Raw genomic sequence first — 17,454 nt, 5'->3', positions numbered from 1 at the left:
GTGACGATGGGGTCGGATGAAGGCGGCGGGCCGTTCTCAGGCGATCACGCCATCACGTTCCGCCGGCGTGCGACCGTCGCCTTGTGGCCGACGCTCGCCGCCGGGCGCCGCTCGCGCACCGTATCGACGAACAGCCATTCGTTACTCGCCGTCTCGGGCGTCAGCGTCAGCGCCATGTAGCCACGGCGCGAGGTGTCGCACCATTTCAGCTCGGGATTGGCGGCGACCATCGCCGCGGCGACGCGCTTCGGATCGACCGAGATCGCGCTCTCATAGCCGGGCGAGGTGACCCCCTGTCCGGCGAACTCGGTCGCAGCCGGGCGGCCGTCCTGTGCCAGGTCATAGGCCCAGGCATTATGGCTGTCGCCCGCGATGACGATCGTGCTGCCGCCATGGGCCTGTGCCGACTTCAGGAACCGCGCGCGCGCCGCCGGATAGCCGCCCCAATTGTCGAGGTTGGAGGGCAGGCCGAGCTTGCTCGCCATGACCCCCGCCTTGACATAGGCCTGCGTCCGCGCCGGCGCGTCGGCCTTGATCCAGCCGAGCGCTTCTTCGGGCGCACGGGTGTTGCCCATGATCGTGCCGAAGCCGACCACCTGCCAGGGCGTGCCGCTCCGCACCGACGCGGCCATGGCGGCATCGAGCCAGCGCTCCTGCTCGGTGCCCATCATCGTCACCGACGGATCCTGCCACGGCCCGTCGCGGAACGCCTTGAGCGCGGGGACCGGATCGCCGCCCTTCATGAACAGCGGCGCGAGCTCGGGCGGCTGCGAGCGGGCGAACAGCCGCGTCTCGGTGCGATAGAGCGTGGCGAGGCTGCCGATGTCATAAGCCTTCCACGGTTCCTCGCTGACGGGCAGCCATTCGCGATAGGCCTGCACGGCAGCTGCGCGACGGGTGCTCCAGTTGCCTTCCTCCGGCTGGTGATTCTGGGCGCCGCCCTCCCACGAATCATTGGTCGATTCGTGATCGTCCCACTGGACGACCATCGGCATCGCGGCGTGCAGTGCCTGAAGGTCGGGGTCGGCGCGATAGCTGGCATAGCGCAGGCGATAGTCGGCAAGGGCGACGATCTCCTTGAACGGCTGCGGCACGCGACCCGCCACCACCTCGTTCGCCGCCGGATAATTGGCGGGCGCGTATTCATAGATATAGTCGCCGAGATGGATGGCGAGGTCGAGGTCGCCGCGCGCCGCCGCATGCGCATAGGCGTTGAAGAAGCCGAAGCCGTAGTTCGAGCAGGAGAAGATCGCTGCCTTGAAGCTCGGCGTCGGCCCCTCGGGCAGCGTCTTCGTGCGGCCGACGGGCGAGCGGCTGCCGTCGGGGGCGACGAAGCGATAGTGATAGCGGGTGGCGGGCTTGAGGCCGGCGACGTCGATCTTGACCGTGTGGTCGCGCCACGGCCCGGTCACCATCTCGCCGCCCGCGATGACGCGCGCGAAGTCGGCCGTCTCGGCGATCTCTACCTTCACCTTGGCCGGGGCGCCGTCCGCGGGGACGTAGCGGGTCCAGAGCAGCATCGTCGTCGCCCCCGGCTCGCCGCTCGCCACCGAGTGGCTGAAGCCGCGCGCCGACAGGACCGTCGCCTGCCGCGCGAAGCCGGGGAGGGCAAAGGCGCCGAGGCCCAGCGTGCCGGTGACGAGAAGCGAGCGGCGGTCGATGCGAAGGGTCATGGTTGCGTCCTCGAAACGGGTGCCGCGATCCTTGGCGCGGGCATGTGGCGTCTGCGTGACAGCGCCGTTAAGGGGCGCAGGTGCGCACCCGCCCGATCCTGCTGCTATTGCTGATCCTGCTGCTCGCGCTCGCGATGGCGCGGCCGGTCGATCACGACGAGAGCCAATATGTCGCCGCCGCGACGCTGACCGCAAAGGGCCTGCTGCCCTATCGCGACTATGCCTATCTCCAGACCCCGCTCCAGCCACTTCTGTTTGCGCCCGTGGCCGCACTGGCCGGGGTATGGGCCTGGCTGGCACTGCGACTTATCAATGCGCTGCTCGGGTGGCTGACCGTCGTCGGCGTGTTCGTGGCGGCGCGGCGAGCGGGGGCGGGCAAGCGAATGGCGCTGATCGCGGCGCTGGGCCTCGCGGCGTGCGACATCCTGCTCTTCAGCGCGGCGATGGCGCGCAACGATGCCCTACCCGCGGCGATGCTGGCGGGCGCGATGGTGGCTATGGCGGGGGATCGCACGCGGACCAACGCCCTGTCCGCGGGCTTGCTGCTCGCCGGCGCGGCGGCAGCAAAGATCAGCTATGCGCTGCCCGCCGCGGCGTTCGGGCTTTGGGTGCTGTGGCGGCAGAAGCGGCCGGGCTGGGTGGCGCTCGGCGCGTTGCTGCCCGCGGCGCTCGTCGCTTGGCTGTGCTGGCTCGCGCCGGCCGATGCGCTGTTCGGCATTCTCACCTTCCCGGCCAAGGCGCCGGCCGACTTCTACGCCGGCCGTCCGTGGAAGCTGTCGCTGGCGGCCAAGGTGGTCGACACGCTGAAGTTCCTGGCGCTGGGGCCGGCGCTGCTGGCGCTGGTCGCGGCGTGGCGCGGACGGGCGGCGGCGGGGCCTTGGCCCTGGCTCGCGTTGGCAGGTTTCGCGGCAGCGCTGCTGCCCGAGCCGACCTGGCGGCAATATCTTTTGCCTGCGCTGCCGCCGTTGTTCGTCATGGCGGCACTGGGGCTCCAGCGCGCGGTGCCGACGCGGACGATGCGGCTGGCGGTGGTGCCGTTGGTCGCGGCGGGGCTGACGCCCAGCCTGATCGCCTTGGTACAGGGCGGCGGCATCCTGCCTGCGATGCGCGAGCGAGCGGCGATCGCGCGCGTCCTGGCGGGACGTGGTCCCGTCGCGACGCTGTCGCCGCAGTTCGTCGCCGATCCCGACTCGCGTTTCGCCACCGGGCCGTTCGCCTTCCGCATTCGTCGCTTCCTGTCGCCTGCCGACGAAGGTGCGCGGCGGATCGTCACGCCGCGCACGCTAGCGGCACAGTTCGCCGCCCGGCCGCCGGCGGCGATCCTGGTCGGGGGCGAGGGAAAGTGGACCAGCGGCGACGATGCATTGGAGGCCCCGCTGGAAGCATGGGCGCGGGGGCAGGGGTGGCGGCAGGTTCCGGTGTCGGCACGTTTCCGGCTCTGGGCCCCGCCCCGCTGAAATTCGCCCTGTCAGCGAAAGCTGGGGCCGCTGGCTGTCGGCCTTCGCTTGGATGACGCCGGGTCGAGTTCAGGCGGCGCGTGTCCGCCGCGCCGCCAAGAGCGTCTCGTAATAGGCGACAAGGTCGCGGGCGTGGTCGATGTCGGTGCGCACCCTCGCCGCCGCTGCCACGCTCGCGGCGCGCAAAAGGCGCGGCTCGCGCGCGAACAGGCGGCCGATCGCCTCCGCCGCCGAGCGGGCGTCGCGCGCGCGATAGGTTTCGGCAAAGGCCGGCTCGGCGATCTCGGCGCAGCCCCCCTCGTCGGGCACGATCAGCGGCAGGCCGCTCGCCAGCGCCTCGGAGGCGACGAGGCCGAACGGCTCGACGTCGGAGCCGTGGATCAGCGCGTCGGCGCTCGCGAGGATGCGGGTGAAGCGATCGGCGTCGTAGACGGGGCGGAACAGGCGGACATGCGGGCTCTCCGCGACGCGCTTCGCGAGCGCCCGACGCTCCGGTCCGTCGCCCAGCAGGATCAGCCCCACGGGCAGCTCGGCGCCCGCGCGCTCGACCGCGTCGATCACCAGCGGCCAGCGCTTCTCGCGGTGGTGCCGGCCGAGTCCGAGCAGCAGGTGCCCCTCGGGCGGCAGGCCGATCTGCGCGAGCAGCGCGCGGCGCAACTCCTCGTCGCGCTTGCCCGGCGAGAAGACGCCGCGCGGGATGCCGAGCGGCATCGAGGCGTGGACGCGATGCCCGCGGGCGGTGAACCGCTTGGCGAGCGCCGGGCCGTTGGTGACGAAGGCGTCGAATTGCGCCAGGAACCGGTCGTAGCGGCGCGTGTACCAGCCGAACGCCCGCTCGATGTTGCGGGGACTCGCCAGCCCCTCGAACCAGCGGAGCGGATAGGCGGCCATATTGTCGTTGTGCGCGAAGAAGACCTTGACCGCATCCCCCTGCCAGTCGCCAACGATCGTCGCCGGACGCCAGGGCGAGCTCGTCTCGACCACGTCGGGCTTGAGCTGATCGAGCAGCCGCACGATCGGCTCGCCGTCCCAGAACAGACAGTAATTCTTGTCGACCACCATCGGCAGCGCCTTCACCCAGAAGATGCGGCCGCCGCCGGGGCGTTCCTCGACCCAGTCGGGTTCGGTGGTCGCGGCGATGACGATCAACTCGTGCCCGAGATCGGCGAGGATGCCCATCTTGCGGTCGATATAGGTGCGCACGCCGCCGCCGGTCGGCGAGTAGAATTCGTTGACGTCGACGATGCGCATGGCCGTGCTGCTCAGCCGCCAACCGGGCCGAAGCCGCCGAGACCGCGCAGATACTGCGCGCGGACGTTGGTGGTGGTCACGCCCGCGCCCACCTCGATCACCGCCTGCACAAGCTTGGGGCGGCTGCGGCCAAGGCGCTTGTTGCTCGGAAAGCCCGCGCCGTCCTTCCAGAAGTCGAACTTGTTTCGGCCGTCGCGGTCGTGGGTGAAGAGCAGGGCATAGCGGCCCGGCCGCGGCGCCTTGATGCACATTGCCACCTGGCCGTCGGCGGGCGTGTCGGCCCAGACGCGGCGGAAGAACTTCCCCTCCTTGATGAGGTCGCGGTCGTCCTTGAGGAAATCCTCCTCATTGGCGGGATAAAGCTCGAGCTTCAGCCGGCCGCTCCGGTCCTTCAGGCCGAGGACGTTGACGCGGATGGCGGGGCCGCCGCCGCCGAGGCACGCGGCGCGGTCGCTGCCCAGCATGTCGGCCTGCGCGCCCGCAGGCGCGGTGAAGGCGGCGACGGCCAGCGCGAGCGCCGGCAGGGTGGACATGGACTTCATCGATCTTTCCTCGTCACGGCAATGAGGCCGAAGACGACGATCAGAACGACGTGCATCAGCAGCGTGAACGCCGCCGTCAGTGCCACCAGTTCCGAAAGCGCCTCCCCCTGGCCGATCAGTATGATCGCGAAATTGGCGAAAAGAAGGTCTTTGCTGGGCACCAGCGGCAGGCGCGACACCAGCAGCCGCCCGGCGGCGAGGAACAGCCACATGCCGATCGACACCTCGGGCATCGCGAAATGCCAGGCGAGGGCGATGAGGGTCGAGCCGCAGAGGAGGCGGACGCAATGGATGCCAAACACCCACCACAGGTCGCGCTTCTCGAGCGAGAAGACGCGGCGCGAGAAGAGAAGGAACGGCAGCGACATGCCGATGATGACAACGGTGGACCAGGCGAGGGTGCGAAACTGGTCCGGGGTAAGCAGGCCCGAGGCGAAGGGCAGTGCGACGACAATCATGCCGAGCGTGATCGCGTTTCCGGCGATCGCCGACAGGATCGACACGTCCTTGACCGCGCCGAAGGGAGCGGCGACCATCTTCATCCGCTGCCGTGCCCAGGCGTAGAAGAAGGCCTCGCCCGAATAGCCGAACACCACCTCGTTCGCGATCCGCTTCTTGTGGAGCGCGATCAGGCCCGACAGCGGTATGCGCCACAGCCGCCGGAAAATGACATAGTCGAAGGTTGGGGGTGACATGTAGAGGAGGAGGAAGCAGAGGTAGAAACCGGGATGCGTCGGCACCGAGCGTTCGAGCGCGAGCAGCCCCTCGCCGAACAGCTCGATCCCGAGACCGACGACCATCGCGACGCTGAGCAGCGCGCCGAGGATCGCCGGCCAGCGCGAACGGATCTGCCGAATCGGTTCAAGCGCCTCGATCTCGGGCACCGCAATGCCGGGCGGCGTCGCCGCCGGATAGACGCCAATTTCGGGTTGCTTCACGGGGTCGATCGTTCCGTTCAGGGCCATGACTTCACACGAAAAGGCGTGCGCCGCGGCTACCGGCGCACGTCCGCACTGGCCCCCAGTCGGCCGCTTCTCCCCGCTCCCTAGCGGCGGATTGCGGTTCCATTGCGCGACGATTTGGGCTTTTGCAGGGCACAAGGCAAGCCCATGACCATTCCATCCCCCGCGCCCGCGGGGCACATCCTCTCGTTCGCGCAGACGCTGAAGGGCGGCGGGGTCGAGCGCGTGCTGCTGCGGCTGGCGGGCGAATGGACGGCGCGGGGCCGGCGGGTGACGCTGGTGATCGGCGACGCGAGCGGGCCGCTTTCGGCCGAGCTTTCGCCGGGCGTGACGGTGGTTCATGGCGGCGGGGGCGGCTATGGCGCGCTCGTCCGCGCTGCGAACGGGCAGGTGCGGGCGCTTCGGCCCGACCTCATCTTATGCCCGGGCAACCATTATACCGGCGTCGCCGCGCTGATGCGTCCGTTCGCTCGCGCGCCGATTATTGCCAAGCTGTCGAACGCGCTGGAGGGGACGCATCGGGGCCTCACCGATCTCGGCTATCGCCGCTGGCTGAGGCTGCATGCGGCATTTCTCGACCATCTGGTCGCGATGTCACCCGCCTCGGCGGCCGAAGCGCACAGGGTGATGCGGATGCCGGCCGATCGGATCAGCGTCATCGCCAACCCGCCGGCGCGTCGTCGGACGGACGCTTGGCCGGTTGCGCTGCCGCCGGGGCGCTTCGTGCTCGGCGTCGGTCGCCTGGTGCCGCAGAAGCGCTGGGATCGGCTGGTGGCGGCGGTACCGCACCTGCCGCCCGACGTGACGCTGGCGATCCTGGGCGAGGGGGGCGAGCGCGCCGCACTGATGGCGCAGGCCGCGGCGCTGGGTGTCGCCGGGCGCGTGCTTCTGCCCGGGCACGCCGCCGATCCGCTGCCGGCGATGGCCGCCGCGGCGGTGGTGGCGCTCACTTCCGACCACGAGGGGGTGCCGGGCGTGCTGCGCGAGGCGCTGGGCGAGGGAACGCCCGTCGTCTCGAGCGACTCGAGCGTCGCGATCCCCGAGCTCATCGATTCGCCGGCCAAGGGAACGATCGTCGCGCGGGACGATGCGGCGGCGCTGGTCGCGGCGCTGAACCAGTGGCTGGCCCCGGGCGCGGTGCGTCCTGCTCCCGTTCGCGCGGCAGGCGATCCGGCGGGCGATTATCTGGCGCTGTTCGACGACCTCGTCATGCGACGGCGTCGGGGTGCGCGGCGCTGACCGCGGGGATCGCCAGCATCGCCGCCTCGATCGACGTCAGCCGCGGATAGGGCGAAAGGTCGAGGTCGAAGCGGCGCGCATTGAACAGCTGCGGCACGAGGCAGACGTCCGACACGTCGGGCGCGTCGCCGCCGAGAAACCGGCCGTTGCCTGCCATTGCCTCGAGCGGGGCAAGCCCCTCGGCCACCCAGTGCCGATACCAGTCGTTGCGGCCTTCGTCGTCAGCGTCGAACTGGTACTTGAGCCGCTTGAGCACGCGCAGATTGTTGAGCGGGTGAATATCGCACGCGATCATCAGCGCGCGCGCCATCCCGTCGGCGCGGAGGAGCGGGTCGGCGGGGGTCAGCCGCAGCTCGGGGTGCGCGGCGTCGAGCCAGTCGATGATCGCGAGACTCTGCGTCAGCATCCGTCCGCCCGGCAGCTCGAGCACGGGAACGAATCCCTGCGCGCTGCGGGCGAGATGCTCGGGGCTGCGCTGCGACCCGTCGAGCAGCGAAACGTCGTGGCGCCTATAGTCCACGCCCTTCAGATTGAGCGCGATGCGGACGCGGTAGCTCGCCGAGGAGCGGTAATAGTCGTGGAGGACGTAGCCGCTCACGACGCCGGCCGTTCGGGATGAAGCGACAGGCCGGTCCGGCCCGGCCGCAGCGATCCCCACCAGCTCAGCGGGTTCCAGCTGGCCGTTCCGTCGAGCGAGAAGGTGATGAACTCGGCGCGGCCGCCGATATTCTCCCACGGCACCGGCCCGCCCAGCCCGCCCTGGTCGAGCGGGAAGCGGCTGTCGGCCGAATTGTCGCGATTGTCGCCCATCAGGAACACATGCCCCTCGGGCACCGTCACCGGGCCATAGGCGTCGCCGTAGCTGTATTCGATGTCGGCGGTGTCGTAGCTCGCGCCGCCGGGCAGCGTCTCGCGCCAGATGGCGATTCGGCAATAGGGCTTGCCGTCGTCGCCGCGGACCAGCGCGCCGGGATAATGGTCGGGGTCGCAGCGCGTGTTGGCATCGACGGGGATCAGCCGCTCGCCCATCGACCGGCGCGCCACCGCGGTGTCGTTGATGAACAGCTGGCCGCCGCGCATCTCGATCGTGTCGCCGGGCAGGCCGATGACGCGCTTGATGTAATCGGTTCGCGACCCCGGCGGTGTGACGATCACGACGTCGCCGCGCGTCGGCAGCCGGCCGAACAGCCGCCCGGCGATCGGCGGGAGAAGGTGGAAGGTCGGCGAGATGAACGAATAGCCGTACGGATACTTCGTCACCACCAGCCGGTCGCCCACCAGCAGCCCCGGCATCATCGATTCGGACGGGATGTAGAAGGGCTTGGCCACGAAGCTGTGGAAGCCGAGCACGACGAGGATGAGCACCGCGATGCTGCGCAGCTCGGCGAGCCAGCCTCCATCCTTTTTCTTGGTGGGCGCGGCGGGCAGCGCCTCGTTGTTGTTCAACGCCAGATCGTCGGATGCCATCAGGCCTTCATCTCCATCGGCACCGCTTCGATCACGACGAACGCCTGTGCCCAGGGATGATCGTCGGTCAGCGTCAGATGCACGCGGGCGAAGTGGCCCTCGGGCGTCAGGGCGTCAAGCCTCGCCTTTGCACCTCCGGTCAACGCGAGCGTCGGCGCGCCGCTGGGGGCGTTCACCACGCCGATGTCGCGCATGAACACGCCGGCCTTGAACCCGGTGCCGACGGCCTTCGAGAACGCCTCCTTGGCGGCGAATCGCTTGGCGAGGGTGCCGGCGCGGGTGAAGGGCCGGCGCGCGGCCTTTGCCTGTTCCCGTTCGGTGAACACGCGATCCAGGAAGCGCTGCCCAAACCGGTCGAGGGAAGACTGGATGCGCTCGATGTTGCAGAGGTCGGAGCCGAGGCCGATGATCACCGTGCCTCGTCCATGAGCGCGCGCATCCGCCGCACCACGGGTCCCAGCCCGTCGAAGATCGCCTCGCCGATCAGGAAATGGCCGATGTTGAGTTCGCGCAGCTGCGGGATCGCGGCGATCGGGACGACATTGTCGAAGGTCAGACCGTGGCCGGCATGCACCTCGATCCCGTTCTTGGCGGCGAGCGCCGCGGCGTCGGCGATGCGGCGGAGTTCCGCCACCTGCGCCTCGCCCGTGAGTTCGCAATAGCGGCCGGTGTGGAGCTCGACGACGGGCGCCTTTAGGCGCACCGCCGCTTCGATCTGGCGCGGGTCGGGTTCGATGAAGAGCGAGACGCGGATGTTGGCGGCGGTGAGCTCGCTCACCATCGGCGCCAGGTGGTTGAGATGGCCCGCGGCATCCAGCCCGCCCTCGGTCGTCCGCTCCTCGCGCCGCTCTGGCACGATGCAGGCAGCGTGGGGGCGGTGGCGAAGCGCGATGCCCAGCATCTCCTCGGTCGCCGCCATTTCGAGGTTGAGGGGAATCGTCAGCCCCTCCGCCAGCCGGGCAATGTCGTCGTCGGTGATGTGCCGCCGGTCCTCGCGCAGATGCGCGGTGATGCCGTCCGCCCCCGCCTCGGCGGCGAGCAGCGCCGCGCGAACGGGGTCGGGATAGCCCGACCCCCGCGCATTCCGGACGGTCGCGACATGGTCGATGTTCACGCCGAGGCGAAGGTCGCTTGTCATGGACAGGCTGCCGCTGGGAGAAGGTCGTGGGAGAAGCCCTTGCCCTGCCCCGCGCAATAGCCGGTCAGCGGATCGCGGCTGCCCTTGTATGCGGCGGTGTAATAGGCGGGCGTCGCCTCGGGATCGGCGGCGGTATCGTCGGGATTGGGCAGCCCCGACTGGTGGCGCAGCAGCTGGCGGATGGTGACGGTGCCGGCGTTCGCACTCTTGAAATCGGGAAGGTAGCGGGCGACCAGCACGTCGGCGTCGGTCCCGATCCCGGCGCGGGCCACGACCGCGGCCGGTCCCGCCTGCGCGGCCAGCGCCGATGCGGCGAGGGCGAGCGCGACGCTCATGCCGCCGCCCGGCTCCCGGGCTTGATCGCGGGGATCGCCGCGAGCTCGGGCGGGAGCGCGTCGGCGGTGTAGGTGGGCACGTCGATCCGGATCAGCGGGTGGAAGGGGACGCCCAGTTCGGCCGTGCCGCCCGAGCGGTCCACCAGGCTGGCCGCCGCAACCACCTGACCGCCGGCACGGCCGATCGCGGCGATCGCTTCGCGGCTCGACAGCCCGGTGGTGACGACATCCTCCATCATCAGCACGCGCGTGCCGGGGGCGAGGCGAAAGCCGCGGCGGAGTTCGAACACCCCCTCCGGCCGCTCAAGGAACATCGCCGGCACGCCCAGTGCGCGGCCCATCTCGTGCCCCGCGATCACCCCGCCCATTGCCGGCGACACGACTGCCTCGATCGACTCGCGAAGCTCGGCGGGCAGGCGCCCAACCAGCGCCTCGGCCAGCCGGGCCCCCCGCCGCGGGTCCATCAGCACCCGCGCGCATTGGAGGTAGCGCGGGCTGCGCAGCCCCGAGGAGAGGATGAAATGCCCCTCCAGCAGCGCGTCGGCGGCCCGAAACTCGGCAAGGATCTCGTCGTCAGTCATCGACCGGCTGATTAAGACGCGCGGCGCGCGGCGGCAACACGGCGCTTTGACCTTGGTCCAAAGAAGGGGTGCAGCGGCGCTTGAGGCTGACGGAAAGCCTGCGTATAGGCCCGAAAAGAAGCGTCCTTCGCCGGGCGTTTGGGCGCGCGCGCCGCGCCCGTCGACAAGCATGTGGGATGACCTGAGACGATGCGCAAACAGGGACTGACGATTTTGGCGCTGGCAGGCGCGCTGGCCCTGGCCGGCGGCGCCGCGGCGCAGACGCCGCCGCCGACCGCCGCTGCCGATGCGCCCGCCGCGACTCAGTCGAGCGCGCCCGCGCCGGGTGCGCCGGCCGCCGGTGCGCCTGCGGCCTCGCCCGCGACCGCACCGGCCCCCGCCGCCGTGGCCAAGCCCGCCGACCCGACGCTCAGCGCCTCGGGCCAGCCGCTGCTGACCCCGCGCGACGGCATCGGCCAGCCGAGCGACCGCGCGATCGGCATCCAGCATCAGGCGACGGACCTGGGCGAGGGCGCCAAGTGGTTCCACAACGCCATCCTGCTGCCGGTCATCACGATCATCTCGCTGTTCGTGCTCGCGCTGCTCGGCTGGGTCGTCATCCGCTATCGTCGCGGGGCCAACCCGACGCCGTCGAAGACCAGCCACAACACGCTGATCGAGGTGATCTGGACTGCCGCGCCGGTCATCATCCTTGCGCTGATCGCGATCCCGTCGATCCGGTTGCTCGCGGCGCAGTACACGCCCGCCCCCGCCAACGCCGTGACGCTCAAGGCGATCGGCAACCAGTGGTTCTGGAGCTACGAGTTCCCCGACCATGGCGGCTTCTCGGTCACGGCGAACATGCTGAAGGAGCAGGGCGAGGTGCCCGCGGGCCAGCGCTATCGCACCGCCGCCGACGGCCCGCGCCTGCTGGCGGTCGACAACCGCATCGTCCTGCCTGTCGGCGTGCCGATCCGCCTGATCACCACCGCCAACGACGTGATCCACAGCTGGGCGATGCCCGCCTTCTGGGTGAAGCTTGACGCGGTGCCCGGCCGCCTCAACGAGACCAGCTTCACGATTAAGGAGCCCGGCCTCTATTTCGGCCAGTGCTCCGAGCTGTGCGGTGCGCGCCACGCCTATATGCCGATCGCTGTTGAGGCGGTGGCCCCTGAGGTCTTCGCGCGCTGGGTCGCGTCGAAGGGCGGCACAATGCCGGGCGCGGCCGCTGCCCCGTCGGCCGCGCCGGTGCCGCAGCCGGCGGCCGACAATGCCGACGACACCGCGACGCCAGCGACCGGCACCGCCCCCACCGTCGATGCCGCCGCCCAGGCGGTGACTTCCAATCAGTCTGCCGAAGGCGTCGCCGGCGGCAGCGGTCGGACGGAAAACTGAGAACCATGACCGACACCGCACTCAATCCCAGCGCCTTTCAGGCACATCACGATCATGGTCATCACCATGACGCGGCGCACGACCATCCGGGCTTCTTCGCCCGGTGGTTCATGTCGACCAACCACAAGGACATCGGCACCCTCTACCTGATCTTCGCGATCTTCGCGGGGATCGTGGGCGGCGCGATCTCGGGCCTGATGCGCGCCGAGCTCGCGGCGCCGGGCGTCCAGTATCTGCCGACCTGGGCGGCGATGCTGTCGGGCGGCGACGTGACGTTCGACCAGGCGCTGAACCTGTGGAACGTGCTCATCACCGCGCACGGCCTCATCATGGTGTTCTTCATGGTGATGCCGGCGATCATCGGCGGGTTCGGCAACTGGTTCGTGCCGATCATGATCGGGGCGCCCGACATGGCGTTCCCGCGCATGAACAACATCTCGTTCTGGCTGCTGCCGCCGTCGTTCCTGCTGCTCCTTGCCTCGCCCTTCTTCGGCTCGGGCGCGGGGACGGGCTGGACGGTCTATGCGCCGCTCTCGACCTATGGATCGCCGGGGCCGGCAGTCGACATGGCGATCCTGTCGCTCCATTTGTCGGGCGCCAGCTCGATCCTGGGCGCGATCAATTTCATCACCACCATCTTCAACATGCGCGCACCGGGCATGACGCTGCACAAGATGCCGCTGTTCGTCTGGTCGGTCCTCGTCACCGCTTTCCTGCTGCTGCTCGCACTGCCGGTGCTGGCCGCGGCGATCACGATGCTGCTGACCGACCGCAATTTCGGCACGACCTTCTATGATCCGGCCGGCGGCGGCGATCCGGTGCTCTATCAGCACCTGTTCTGGTTCTTCGGCCACCCCGAAGTCTACATCATGATCCTGCCGGGCTTCGGCATCGTCAGCCAGATCGTCGCGACCTTCAGCCGCAAGCCCGTCTTCGGCTATCTCGGCATGGCCTATGCCATGGTCGCGATCGGCGTGGTCGGCTTCGTCGTGTGGGCGCACCACATGTTCACCACCGGCCTCTCGGTGAACACCAAGATGTACTTCACCGCCGCGACGATGGTGATCGCGGTGCCCACGGGCATCAAGATCTTCAGCTGGATCGCGACGATGTGGGGCGGCTCGATGAGCTTCAAGACCCCGATGGTCTGGGCGATCGGCTTCATCTTCATGTTCACCGTCGGCGGCGTGACCGGCGTCGTGCTCGCCAATGGCGGCGTCGACGATTACATGCACGACACCTATTATGTGGTCGCGCACTTCCATTATGTGCTGTCGCTGGGGGCGGTGTTCGCGCTGTTCGCGGGCTTCTATTACTGGTTCCCCAAGATGTCGGGGCGGATGTATTCGGAGCTGCTCGGCCAGCTGCACTTCTGGGTGTTCTTCGTCGGCGTGAACGTGCTGTTCTTCCCGATGCACTTCCTGGGTCTGCAGGGGATGCCGCGGCGCTATCCCGACTATCCCGACGCCTTCGCCTATTGGAACCACATTGCCAGCGTGGGCTACGGCATCATGGCGATCGGCGTGGTGATCTTCCTGGTCAACATCTTCTACTCGCTGTTCGCGGGGCGGAAGGCCGATGGCAATCCCTGGGGCGAGGGCGCGACGACGCTCGAATGGACGCTCTCGAGCCCGCCGCCTTTCCACCAGTTCGAGACGCTGCCCGTGATCGAGGACGGCAAGCGCCACTGATCGGAAGATCAGCGACCGATCATCGAAGCGGGCGGTCCGAAGGGGCCGCCCGCTTTCGTTCGCAGCGAGGGGATCGGGTAGGCAAGGCGGCGTACCAGGATCGCGGCAGTACCCGTGCCGGGACGACGGACCTGTGTATGGTGACAGGTCGCTAACCCACGTCTCTTCCCCCTCGCGCTACTTGACGTTATGGGAAGCGCCCATGACCCCCACCGTCACGCCCCTGTCGGCCGCGCCGCCGGTCGCCGACTGGCGCGATTTTGTCGCGCTGACCAAGCCGCGCGTGCTGACGCTCGTCGTCTTCACCGGACTGTGCGGGCTGCTTGCGGCGCCGGTCAGCGTGCATCCGGTGATCGGCTTCACCGCGATCCTTTGCATCGCGATGGCGGCGGGCGCGGCAGGCGCGCTCAACCAGTGGTACGAATCGGACATCGATGCGCTGATGAAGCGGACGCGCGCCCGTCCGTTGCCCGCAGGCCGGATGGCGCGCGAGTCGGCGCTGCATTTCGGCGTCGGCCTCGGCGGCTTTTCGGTCGTGCTGATGGGGCTGGCGACCAACTGGGTGGCGGCGGCGATCCTGCTCGTCTCGATCCTCTTCTACGTCATGGTCTATACCGTCTGGCTCAAGCGCCGGACGCCGCAGAACATCGTCATCGGCGGCGCGGCGGGCGCGTTCCCGCCGATGATCGGCTGGGCCGCGGCGACGGGCGACGTGACGCTCCTTCCTGTCCTCCTCTTCGCGCTGATCTTCCTCTGGACGCCGCCGCATTTCTGGGCGCTCGCGCTGTTCGTGCAGACCGATTACGGCAATGCCGGCGTGCCGATGCTGCCGGTGGTCGCGGGTGAGCGGGTAACGCGCCATCAGATCGGGCTCTACACCGTGCCGATGGCGGTGGCGGCGATCGCGCCCTGGCCGCTGGCGCTGACCGGGTGGATCTATGGCAGCGTCGCGGTCGCGACCACGGCGATCTTCGCCGCGATGGCCGCAGTCGTCACCTTCCGCACCAGCGACGAGGGCATGAAGCCCGAGAAGCAGCTATTCAAATATTCGATTCTCTATCTCTTCATCCTGTTCGGCGCGCTGGTCGCCGATCGCTGGGTGCTGGCATGAGCCCGGAGGAGGAACGGGTGATCCGCGCGCGGCAGGGCGGCCGGGCGAAGGTCATGGCGCTGCTGCTCGGCGCGTTCGTGCTGCTCGTCTTCGCCATCAGCATCGTCAAGATGACGCACTGAAATGGATCGCAACGCCCGCACCGCCCTGCTCGCCGTGATCGGCGTCGCCAGCATGACCGGCCTCGGCTTTGCCAGCGTGCCGCTTTACCGCGTCTTCTGTCAGGTCACCGGCTTCAATGGCACGACGCAAAAGGCGGATGCCGCTCCCGGCGCGGTGCAAGGCAAGATCGTCACCGTGGCATTCGACAGCAACGTGTCCAAGGACATGCCATGGCGGTTCGCGCCCGAACAGCGGAGCGAGCGAGCGGCGCTCGGCGCACGCAAGATGGCGTTCTTCACCGCGAAGAACCTCAGCGACAAGCCCGTCACCGGCACCGCGACCTTTAACGTCACGCCCGATCAGGCGGGCAAGTATTTCAACAAGATCCAGTGCTTCTGCTTTTCCGAGCAGACGCTGAAGCCCGGCGAGGAAGTGCGCATGCCGGTTGTCTATTTCGTCGACCCCGCCATCGCCGAGGATCCCGATGCGGCGAGCGTGCAGGAGATCACCTTGAGCTACACCTTTTACCCGGTGGATTCGGGTAAAAAGGCAAGCTAGAGCACCCTCAAAGCGTTGCCTGAAAAGGGCGAGAAGGACAGGGACGAGTAGATGGCCGGCGCCAAGAACCACGATTACCATATTCTGCCCCCCAGCGCGTGGCCGCTGATCGGTTCGCTGTCGGCGCTGGGCATGGCGTCGGGCGGCATCATGTGGATGCACGAGGCGGTGGGCGGCGGCTGGCTGTTCCTCGCCGGGCTCGCGGGCGTGCTCTTCACCATGTATTGCTGGTGGGCCGATGTGGTGCGCGAGGCGCATGCCGGCGACCATACTCCCGTCGTCCAGCTCCACCTGCGCTACGGCATGATCCTGTTCATCGCCTCGGAAGTCATGTTCTTCCTCGGCTGGTTCTGGGCGTTCTTCGACTATACGCTGTTCCCGGTGCCGGTCGAATATGCCGAGGGGGTGGTCTCGGTCGCTGCCGATGCGGTGGCGCAGTGGCCGCCCAAGGGCATGGAGGTGATCAACGCCTTCGAGTTCCCGCTGCTCAATACCTTCATCCTGCTCCTGTCGGGCACGACCATCACTTGGGCGCACCACGCGCTGATCCATAACGAGCGTGGTGGCGAGAAGACGGGTCTGTGGGGCCTGATCGGCGTCGGCAATCGCGACGGCGTGCTCAAGGGCCTGTGGCTGACGGTGCTGCTCGGCCTCCTGTTCAGCGGCATCCAGGCCTATGAATATGCGCACGCGCCGTTCGATTTCGGCAAGTCGAACTACAGCTCGGCCTTCTACATGGCGACCGGCTTCCACGGCTTCCACGTCGCGGTCGGCACGATCTTCCTGATCGTCAACCTCGTCCGCGCCTATCGCGGCCACTTTACCCCGCGCCAGCATTTCGGGTTCGAGGCGGCGGCCTGGTACTGGCACTTCGTCGACGTGGTGTGGCTGTTCCTGTTCGTCGTCGTCTATGTCTGGGGCGGCTGGGGCGCGCCGACGCACGGCGGTTGAGCACCGAGGATCATCAGGGGGTCGGCGTGCCGGAAGGTGCGCCGGCCCCCTTGTTCGTTCAGGCGACGCGCGGCCTGTGCCCGCGCTGCGGCGCGCCGTCGCTGTTCGCGGGCGTACTGCGCTTTGCCGATCGGTGTTCACGCTGCTCCCTCGACTTCAGCGCGTTCAACGTCGGCGACGGCGCCGCCGCGTTCCTGACGCTCGGCATCGGCACGATCGTCACGATCCTGGGGATCGTCGTCGAGCTGGCGTATCAGCCGCCGTGGTGGGTGCATGTCGCCTTGTGGCTGCCGCTGACGCTCGTGTCCGTCACGATCACGACGCGCTGGACCAAGGCGGCGCTCGCCGCGCTCGAATGGCGCAACGGCGCGGGCGAGGGGCGGCTGAAGTGACCCGCCGCGTGCCGGTGCTCGCGACGCTGGTGGTGGTCCTCGCCGCAGCGGCGATGGTGGGTCTGGGCCTCTGGCAACTTCAGCGGCGCGAGGCGAAGCATGCGCTGCTCGCCAGCTTCGCTCGCAACGCCGCGCTGCCCGAGCGGGCGCTGGCGCTGCCGACGCCCGATGAGACGCTGTTCTCCCGCGTCACCGCCACCTGCACCGCGCCCACGCCGCCGACGCGCTCGGCCGGGCGCAGTTCAGGCGGCGCGAGCGGCTATCGCTTCCTCGTGACCTGCCGCGAGGGGTTCGTGGTCGATCTCGGCGTCGCCAGCGACCCGCGGCTGACGCCCGTCTGGACCGGCGGCTTCGTGCGCGGCATCCTGACCCGCGCACCTGACGCGACCTCGTTCCTCGAACGCCTGTTCGGTGCGCGCCCGGAACTCAAACCGATGATCGTTCCCGCCACCGCGCTTGCGCCCGGCCTGTCGGCGAGCCGTGCGCCCGACCCTGCGAGCGTACCCGACAACCACCTCGCCTATGCCGTCCAGTGGTTCGCCTTTGCCGGTCTCGCGCTCGTCATCTACGCCTTTGCGCTGCACCGGCGGCGATAGCGCCGCCACGCGCGGCCCAATCAACCCTTGCATT

The 17,454-nt window shown here is 69.0% G+C and carries 20 protein-coding genes; 10 read left to right on the top strand and 10 right to left on the bottom strand.

Translation table 11 applies throughout. The features are described 5' to 3' along the window. Nucleotides 1–44 precede the first annotated feature (44 nt). Complete coding sequence (locus COC42_RS08910) at nt 45–1,673, bottom strand: alkaline phosphatase D family protein (RefSeq protein WP_096342769.1); 1,629 nt, start codon at nt 1,671–1,673, stop codon at nt 45–47. An 80-nt stretch (nt 1,674–1,753) separates the two neighbouring features. Between COC42_RS08910 and COC42_RS08905 the strand changes: the two genes are divergently transcribed. Continuing rightward, nucleotides 1,754–3,130 carry a DUF2029 domain-containing protein gene (locus COC42_RS08905; protein ID WP_245843948.1) on the top strand — a complete coding sequence of 459 codons (1,377 nt, stop codon included), beginning with the start codon at nt 1,754–1,756 and terminating at the stop codon, nt 3,128–3,130. Nucleotides 3,131–3,199: 69 nt separating this feature from the next. On the opposite strand, the gene COC42_RS08900 is transcribed toward COC42_RS08905, so the two are convergent. Genes COC42_RS08900 through COC42_RS08890 form a run of 3 tightly spaced genes read right to left on the bottom strand, consistent with a single transcriptional unit; the run spans nt 3,200 to nt 5,861 of the window. Further along, a complete protein-coding gene (locus COC42_RS08900; protein ID WP_096342768.1) occupies nt 3,200–4,381 on the bottom strand; it encodes a glycosyltransferase in 1,182 nt (393 codons plus the stop codon). A gap of 11 nt (nt 4,382–4,392) precedes the next feature. Then, nucleotides 4,393–4,923, bottom strand: a complete 531-nt coding sequence (locus COC42_RS08895) for a DUF2141 domain-containing protein (protein WP_096342767.1) — start codon at nt 4,921–4,923, stop codon at nt 4,393–4,395. Then, a complete protein-coding gene (locus COC42_RS08890) occupies nt 4,920–5,861 on the bottom strand; it encodes a hypothetical protein (RefSeq protein ID WP_096343201.1) in 942 nt (313 codons plus the stop codon). The genes COC42_RS08895 and COC42_RS08890 overlap by 4 nt, the downstream gene beginning before the upstream one ends. 171 nt (nt 5,862–6,032) lie before the next feature. Here COC42_RS08890 and COC42_RS08885 point away from each other — a divergent pair, with 171 nt between their 5' ends. Continuing rightward, nucleotides 6,033–7,124 (top strand): glycosyltransferase, encoded by a 1,092-nt coding sequence (locus COC42_RS08885; protein WP_096342766.1) that lies wholly within the window; start codon nt 6,033–6,035, stop codon nt 7,122–7,124. Here the strand turns inward: COC42_RS08885 and maiA are convergent. From maiA to pyrE, 6 genes are read right to left on the bottom strand one after another with little or no spacing between them, the layout of a single operon-like run. Continuing rightward, nucleotides 7,093–7,722: a maleylacetoacetate isomerase gene (gene maiA, locus COC42_RS08880; RefSeq protein ID WP_096342765.1), complete on the bottom strand. Its 630-nt coding sequence runs from the start codon at nt 7,720–7,722 to the stop codon at nt 7,093–7,095. The genes COC42_RS08885 and maiA overlap by 32 nt on opposite strands. Beyond that, nucleotides 7,719–8,591: a signal peptidase I gene (gene lepB, locus COC42_RS08875; protein ID WP_096342764.1), complete on the bottom strand. Its 873-nt coding sequence runs from the start codon at nt 8,589–8,591 to the stop codon at nt 7,719–7,721. The genes maiA and lepB overlap by 4 nt, the downstream gene beginning before the upstream one ends. Beyond that, nucleotides 8,591–9,004, bottom strand: a complete 414-nt coding sequence (gene acpS / locus COC42_RS08870; RefSeq protein ID WP_096342763.1) for a holo-ACP synthase — start codon at nt 9,002–9,004, stop codon at nt 8,591–8,593. The genes lepB and acpS overlap by 1 nt, the downstream gene beginning before the upstream one ends. Next, nucleotides 9,001–9,729, bottom strand: a complete 729-nt coding sequence (locus COC42_RS08865; RefSeq protein ID WP_096342762.1) for a pyridoxine 5'-phosphate synthase — start codon at nt 9,727–9,729, stop codon at nt 9,001–9,003. The genes acpS and COC42_RS08865 overlap by 4 nt, the downstream gene beginning before the upstream one ends. Then, nucleotides 9,726–10,064, bottom strand: coding sequence for a serine hydrolase (locus tag COC42_RS08860; RefSeq protein WP_096342761.1), 339 nt, complete (start codon nt 10,062–10,064; stop codon nt 9,726–9,728). Before COC42_RS08860 ends, COC42_RS08865 begins: the two co-directional genes overlap by 4 nt. Further along, nucleotides 10,061–10,645: an orotate phosphoribosyltransferase gene (pyrE, locus tag COC42_RS08855; RefSeq protein WP_096342760.1), complete on the bottom strand. Its 585-nt coding sequence runs from the start codon at nt 10,643–10,645 to the stop codon at nt 10,061–10,063. Before pyrE ends, COC42_RS08860 begins: the two co-directional genes overlap by 4 nt. 189 nt (nt 10,646–10,834) lie before the next feature. Here pyrE and coxB point away from each other — a divergent pair, with 189 nt between their 5' ends. The 8 genes from coxB (at nt 10,835) to COC42_RS08820 (ending at nt 17,420) form a co-directional block, all read left to right on the top strand. Next, complete coding sequence (coxB, locus tag COC42_RS08850) at nt 10,835–12,019, top strand: cytochrome c oxidase subunit II (RefSeq protein WP_096342759.1); 1,185 nt, start codon at nt 10,835–10,837, stop codon at nt 12,017–12,019. Nucleotides 12,020–12,024: 5 nt separating this feature from the next. Then, on the top strand, nt 12,025–13,710 hold the full coding sequence (gene ctaD / locus COC42_RS08845; protein WP_096342758.1) for a cytochrome c oxidase subunit I: 1,686 nt from the start codon (nt 12,025–12,027) through the stop codon (nt 13,708–13,710). Nucleotides 13,711–13,912: 202 nt separating this feature from the next. After that, entirely contained in the window at nt 13,913–14,821 is a 909-nt protein-coding gene (locus COC42_RS08840) for a heme o synthase (RefSeq protein ID WP_096342757.1), read from the top strand. Further along, entirely contained in the window at nt 14,818–14,943 is a 126-nt protein-coding gene (locus tag COC42_RS18080) for a hypothetical protein (RefSeq protein ID WP_281253084.1), read from the top strand. The genes COC42_RS08840 and COC42_RS18080 overlap by 4 nt, the downstream gene beginning before the upstream one ends. A gap of 1 nt (nt 14,944) precedes the next feature. Beyond that, nucleotides 14,945–15,481, top strand: a complete 537-nt coding sequence (locus COC42_RS08835; RefSeq protein ID WP_096342756.1) for a cytochrome c oxidase assembly protein — start codon at nt 14,945–14,947, stop codon at nt 15,479–15,481. A gap of 51 nt (nt 15,482–15,532) precedes the next feature. After that, on the top strand, nt 15,533–16,432 hold the full coding sequence (locus COC42_RS08830; protein ID WP_096342755.1) for a cytochrome c oxidase subunit 3: 900 nt from the start codon (nt 15,533–15,535) through the stop codon (nt 16,430–16,432). Then, nucleotides 16,429–16,824, top strand: a complete 396-nt coding sequence (locus tag COC42_RS08825) for a DUF983 domain-containing protein (protein ID WP_245843946.1) — start codon at nt 16,429–16,431, stop codon at nt 16,822–16,824. Before COC42_RS08830 ends, COC42_RS08825 begins: the two co-directional genes overlap by 4 nt. After that, nucleotides 16,821–17,420 carry an SURF1 family protein gene (locus COC42_RS08820; RefSeq protein ID WP_176484598.1) on the top strand — a complete coding sequence of 200 codons (600 nt, stop codon included), beginning with the start codon at nt 16,821–16,823 and terminating at the stop codon, nt 17,418–17,420. The genes COC42_RS08825 and COC42_RS08820 overlap by 4 nt, the downstream gene beginning before the upstream one ends. Nucleotides 17,421–17,454 lie beyond the last annotated feature (34 nt).

Origin of the sequence: Sphingomonas spermidinifaciens (assembly GCF_002351485.1) — a bacterium.
Taxonomy (GTDB): Bacteria; Pseudomonadota; Alphaproteobacteria; order Sphingomonadales; family Sphingomonadaceae; genus Sphingomonas; species Sphingomonas spermidinifaciens.
This window is presented reverse-complemented; position numbering and strand designations above follow the sequence as displayed.

Bases quoted from the DNA above. Each gene is read 5' to 3' on its own strand.
- COC42_RS08910 (WP_096342769.1), bottom strand. From the start codon at position 1,673: ATGACCCTTCGCATCGACCGCCGCTCGCTTCTCGTCACCGGCACGCTG.
- COC42_RS08900 (WP_096342768.1), bottom strand. From the start codon at position 4,381: ATGCGCATCGTCGACGTCAACGAATTCTACTCGCCGACCGGCGGCGGC.
- COC42_RS08895 (WP_096342767.1), bottom strand. From the start codon at position 4,923: ATGAAGTCCATGTCCACCCTGCCGGCGCTCGCGCTGGCCGTCGCCGCC.
- COC42_RS08885 (WP_096342766.1), top strand. From the start codon at position 6,033: ATGACCATTCCATCCCCCGCGCCCGCGGGGCACATCCTCTCGTTCGCG.
- lepB (WP_096342764.1), bottom strand. From the start codon at position 8,591: ATGGCATCCGACGATCTGGCGTTGAACAACAACGAGGCGCTGCCCGCC.
- COC42_RS08865 (WP_096342762.1), bottom strand. From the start codon at position 9,729: ATGACAAGCGACCTTCGCCTCGGCGTGAACATCGACCATGTCGCGACC.
- COC42_RS08860 (WP_096342761.1), bottom strand. From the start codon at position 10,064: ATGAGCGTCGCGCTCGCCCTCGCCGCATCGGCGCTGGCCGCGCAGGCG.
- pyrE (WP_096342760.1), bottom strand. From the start codon at position 10,645: ATGACTGACGACGAGATCCTTGCCGAGTTTCGGGCCGCCGACGCGCTG.
- coxB (WP_096342759.1), top strand. From the start codon at position 10,835: ATGCGCAAACAGGGACTGACGATTTTGGCGCTGGCAGGCGCGCTGGCC.
- ctaD (WP_096342758.1), top strand. From the start codon at position 12,025: ATGACCGACACCGCACTCAATCCCAGCGCCTTTCAGGCACATCACGAT.
- COC42_RS08840 (WP_096342757.1), top strand. From the start codon at position 13,913: ATGACCCCCACCGTCACGCCCCTGTCGGCCGCGCCGCCGGTCGCCGAC.
- COC42_RS18080 (WP_281253084.1), top strand. From the start codon at position 14,818: ATGAGCCCGGAGGAGGAACGGGTGATCCGCGCGCGGCAGGGCGGCCGG.
- COC42_RS08835 (WP_096342756.1), top strand. From the start codon at position 14,945: ATGGATCGCAACGCCCGCACCGCCCTGCTCGCCGTGATCGGCGTCGCC.
- COC42_RS08830 (WP_096342755.1), top strand. From the start codon at position 15,533: ATGGCCGGCGCCAAGAACCACGATTACCATATTCTGCCCCCCAGCGCG.